This window comes from uncultured Allobaculum sp. (assembly GCF_948576815.1).
Taxonomy (GTDB): Bacteria; Bacillota_I; Bacilli_A; order Erysipelotrichales; family Erysipelotrichaceae; genus Allobaculum; species Allobaculum fili.
This window is the reverse complement of sequence record NZ_CAPAEZ010000111.1, coordinates 1-4,773: the sequence shown is the minus strand read 5'-3', so window position 1 is coordinate 4,773 and position 4,773 is coordinate 1. Positions and strand designations below refer to the sequence as shown.

Annotated in this window: 2 protein-coding genes; one reads left to right on the top strand and one right to left on the bottom strand. The window is 51.1% G+C overall.

Going from position 1 to position 4,773, the window contains the following annotated elements; all coding sequences use genetic code 11:
* Positions 1-199: 199 nt before the first annotated feature.
* Complete coding sequence (locus Q2J39_RS10475) at positions 200-4,237, bottom strand: discoidin domain-containing protein (RefSeq protein WP_288340631.1); 4,038 nt, start codon at positions 4,235-4,237, stop codon at positions 200-202.
* 21 nt (positions 4,238-4,258) lie between these two features.
* Here Q2J39_RS10475 and Q2J39_RS10470 point away from each other — a divergent pair, with 21 nt between their 5' ends.
* The gene (locus tag Q2J39_RS10470; RefSeq protein WP_288340633.1) at positions 4,259-4,579 is read left to right on the top strand and encodes a hypothetical protein; all 321 of its coding nucleotides are present in this window, start codon (positions 4,259-4,261) and stop codon (positions 4,577-4,579) included.
* Positions 4,580-4,773: the final 194 nt, after the last annotated feature.

Genomic DNA, 4,773 nt, shown 5'->3' with positions numbered 1-4,773 from the left:
AATTATCCCAAGGAGGCGGTCGAGAAAATACCCGTCTTTTATTTGACGCTTACTCTCAAATTTCAAAATAACAGAACGGAAAAAGGGGACGGATCGTGAAGATCCGTCCCCTTCGTTTTGCTTGAAAGGAAACTGTAAAACTTTTTCGCCTGTCGGATAACCGAAAGGCTGGGCAATATGATTTGGGCTTAAATAAAACTTATTTCAGGCTGGAAAGCTTGCCGGCTTCGGGTTTCAGTCGCATAGCCAGGTCAGCCTTGGCCAGATCGCGGGCAGTCTGATCGATCTGAGCCTGACTTTCAGCCTTATCGAGCAGAGCTTTGGCGGCAGTGAGTTTTGTTCCAAAGTCTGTCTTAGCATTGCCATCCTTGTAGGAAGCAAGGCCTGTGTTAACGGTCTCGGCATGGCGGATTGCTTCACGAAGGAGGTCGTAGTTGTATTCAATCGGTTCGACTTCTTCGAGTGCAGCATAGGCATCGAGAAGAGCCTCAGCAGCATTGGCCACTGCCGTTGCATCTTCGCCGCTCATGCGTGCAGCCTGTGCATCGACGTAAGCAGCACGGAAGGCTGCCCAGGCTTCATCGGAGCCTTTCTGTTCGCCTTCATACGTGGTTTTGGTCGTATTGAGTGCGTTGATAACTGCGGTGGCATCTACGAGGTTATTTGCAGCTTCGAGAGCTTCTGCTTTCAGAGCGTCCCATGCCTGCGCGCGAATGGATTCGGTGGCGTTCACCTTGTCCATTACCTTCTGATAGGCTTCCGCCGTATCGATTGTCATGTTTGTAACATCCAGATCTTTGATGGAGTTCAGAGCTGCCTTTGCAGCTGTGAGAGCATCGCCGGTCAGAATGTCATTTGGACCTTCTGCATACAGTTCTTCGGCTGCTGCAAAATCGCGGTCGTTGATGGTGGAGAGACAGGTGAGCTTGAATCCGTTGATGGAAACCGGATTGCCTTCGTCATCAGTTACATCGACTTTCTGCAGATCGGTTGTGGAAGTGAAGGTTCCGTTGATTGTCTTGACAACAGCGCCATTGGCGTCGAGCAGTTCCAGCTTATAGTCCTTGATCGAACCGTTGACGTTGCCGCGGCCCTTGTAATCGATCTTGTTTACAGACAGTGTCTTTCCAAAATCAACTTTGATCCAGTGCGGATTATCATCCGTGCACTTGTCGCTGCCGCTGTAGTTTGTGTGCCAGCGATCGTTAGGATTGTCGTTGATGGCAGCCATCGCGCCGCTGTCGCCGTTCGATGTTCCGGAAGCTTCAGAGCAGGCGGAAGCACTCCAGCCATTACGGCTGTAAACCTGCGAGGACAGTTCTTCCGGATCGGCCGGTGCTTCGTCTTCGATTTCAGAAAGCGGTTTGGCAGCGTTGGAAATGCGGATGTTGCCGATCTTGCCGCTGAAGCCGGCATCGGCCATCGTGTAGTCTCCGCCAGTGAGCGAAAGACCGATGAGAGCCTTGTCGTAAAGGGAAGCGTACAGCGTGCCGTCGATGTAAATCTTCAGCATGCCGTTCGCGGTTTTGGAAGCGGTGATGCGATGGTTCTTTCCATCGTTGATTTTGCCTTCGTCTACCGTATGCGTTTCGTGTTCTACGTATTCATCGGTACCGAATTTGCCGGTGTCTTTGGAATCGACGTAGGTACGCTGATCCAGCGAACTGAGGGTATGGCTTCCGACTTTGAAGTTCAGATAGCCGTTTTCATCAATGGAAAGGGCTACGTCGCTGCCGGAGTTAAACAGCGCTTTGGACATCGCGGTCGTATTGAGATCCATAACGATCGAGAAATCCTGCGTTCCGGACAGCGTATTGGAATCGCTGAGGGAAACTTTGGAAGTCGGCTGCGTGAAGTAGGTATCCAGGTCTGCATCGTAGGACTTGCTCAGGGATTCGGGAAGAACGCCCTTGTTTGTCGTATCGAGAATCAGACCGTTGCGGTATACAGGAACGTTGAGTTTGATCGTTCTTTCCACACCGGAAGCATCTTTTTCGGTGATTTCCACCTCAGGGTTCGTAAGGCTGCCGATGGAGAAGGGGATCGATACAGTGCGGTAGTCGTCATGGAGTTTGAAGTCAGTAATTTCCTTGCCGTCGACTTTGACGGATACAGGGGTAACGCGCTGATCAAATTTCACAGCGAGCGTGTTGTTGTCGGTATTCTTTGCGGATACCGCTTTTGGAGCAGATGGAGCTTTGGCACCGAAGTGGTAAATCACCATTTCGTTTGCCGGAACGGTTACGGTGATGGAATCGCCGTAGCTGTACGTTTCCGTGCTCGTGCCGGAAACGAACGGACGAACGCTGATGTAGGAAAGGTTTTTCACAGAGGCATCCACGCCGGCCTGTGCATCCAGTTTGAGTGTATACGTCTGTTCGGAAGAAGTCGGGTTGACAACAGAAACGATGCCTTCCTGACCTTTCCATGCGGAATACCCGTAAACCTGAGCATTGCCCGGAACGCCGCCATGCAGACGGGAAGTTTTCAGAACATCCTGATTGGTTTCCATCCAGTCCAGGACGTCCATGGTAATTTCGTATTTTTCTTCATTCACGATCGATGGAGAATAGTAAAGTTCCCAGAACAGAGTACCGCGCATGGCGTTGGCAAACATGTACTGGCGGAAGTCCGCATCGGTCGCATTCGAACCTTTGCCCTGGTTGTTGACCTGGCCGTGGTTGTCGGAAACGCCGTAAATCGGTTCGTGGTTGTAGAAGTGGTTCTGCGGGAACTGAACCTGGAACTTGTTGGCAAGGTTATAGTACACGTTGTCTCGGTAGTAAATCTTGCGGATATGGCGAGCAGCTGTACCAGCTACGTCATTGGTGTCATCGGAGTTCTGCAGCCATACGGTATTGACCCACTGCAGCATCCATGGGGACAGCTCGACAAAGCAGGTCGCGTTGATGAAGAGCGGTCTGCCCTGCGAAGCATTGAAGGCACGTACATTTTCAAACAGATCCGTCCAGTGTTCCCAGAGATCGGATGTGTAGTACATGTTGTTCGGTCCGCCGACCATGTGGTCATGTGCTGCGTTTGTGCAGTGACCGGTCGCAAAACCGTCCCACTTCCAGTATTCAACGCCATAGTCTTTCTGCCACATTTTGGCGAGACGTTCAAAGTTGTCGACATACTTGTGGGAAGCGATACAGATATCGCCTTTGGAGTAGCCGGTGCCGGCTTCTTCAATAATGTGAGCAATGTTGCCTTCTGATCCATAGCCGCCGCGCGGGCCGATCCAGATACCGAATGTGGACTGGAGCTTGTTGGCCAGAGAAGTAGACGTATAGAAATCGTTCGGGAACTTGTCGTTGATTTCCCAGAATCCGGTACGGTTTACGTTGTTTCCGTATTCGGAGTTGAACTGGGTTTCGTTATACGCATAGGAGTTCCAGCCGTCATCGACAACGTATGCATCGAGCGGTTCAACGCCGTTGCGGGAAAGTCCGTCTTCAACACCGACGAAGGATTTTTCAATACTTGCATCGGTGATGTTTTTCATGTTGTCGTACCAGGAGTTGTACTGCTTGCGGAATACGGTCGGCGTTGCGATGTCTTCAATGTAGTTGAAGAAGTCGGTCTTCACTTCATTGACTGTCGTTCCGCGGGCTGCACCGATGACGTTCTGCCAGGAGACAAACTTGTCATCCGTCGTCAGCATATTGTCTTCCTTCATTTTGGAGAAGGACTTGCCGGAGTAGTAGCGAACCTGCGTGGTTTTATCCGAAGGTCTGTATTCCGTTTCGGCTACCGGGAACTCGCTTCCCATAAACAGGCCGTCTACATAAATCGGCTGACCGAGCATGGAATCGTGCGCATCCAGACCGCCGTAGCCAAAGCCGCCGGCATTCGTCGGATGGGTCCAGATCGTATCGGCATCGTCATCCGGAATCACAAATGCATCCTGATCGATATAGCTAACGACCGCGGTATCCTTGCTGGATTTGATTTCCAGGAAGGAACGCATGTAATCCTTGCCGTCTTCGGCGACATAGATTTCATCGATATCGAACGTCGTTCCGCCAAAGTCGTACGGCTCATAGCTGATCGTCAGCTTGACGCCGTTTTCGGTATCTGCTTTTTCAGCTTTTTCGAACGTAAGATCGCTGGTTTTGATCGTTCCTTCCTTGCCGATCGCCTGCTCATCCAGGCTGCGGTATTCCGGACCCTGATAGGCGTCGGAGTACAGATTGACTTCGGCCATCGCAAATTCTTCGGCAGTACCCATAGCCATGCCGGTAAACTGCAGACGGATATGCTGGGTGGTTACAGCAGTATTAAGGTTGCAGTAAACGCAGTCGCCGACGTTATACAGGCTGTCAACCTGATGGAGGTTATACGCAGCTTCGGTGAAGGCACCTTTGCCTGCGGATACCCAGTTCGTACCGTCTTCACTTGTGAAGACTTCGAATGCGCCGACGGTACCGTTTTTGCCGTCTACGGCATTGCCTGCACCGGGACGCTTATCAAGAGAGAAGGATTTGACGGTCTGTTCAGATCCAAGATTGAGGTCTACATTAATCGGGAATCCATTGTGATTTCCCTGACCAGGACCGCCTTCATCCGGATAGGTTGAGAGATCGCCATCGATGATCGACTTAAAGGAGGCATCAGTAAAGGCTCCGTTATTTTTCGGTGTGATCGAACCGGTCCAATCCGTGCGATCGAGAGCCTGTGTCGGAACGGTTACTTTCTGCGGAATTTTGTTTTCGAAGAAATGTAAGCGTCAAATAAAAGACGGGTATTTTCTCGACCGCCTCCTTGGGATAA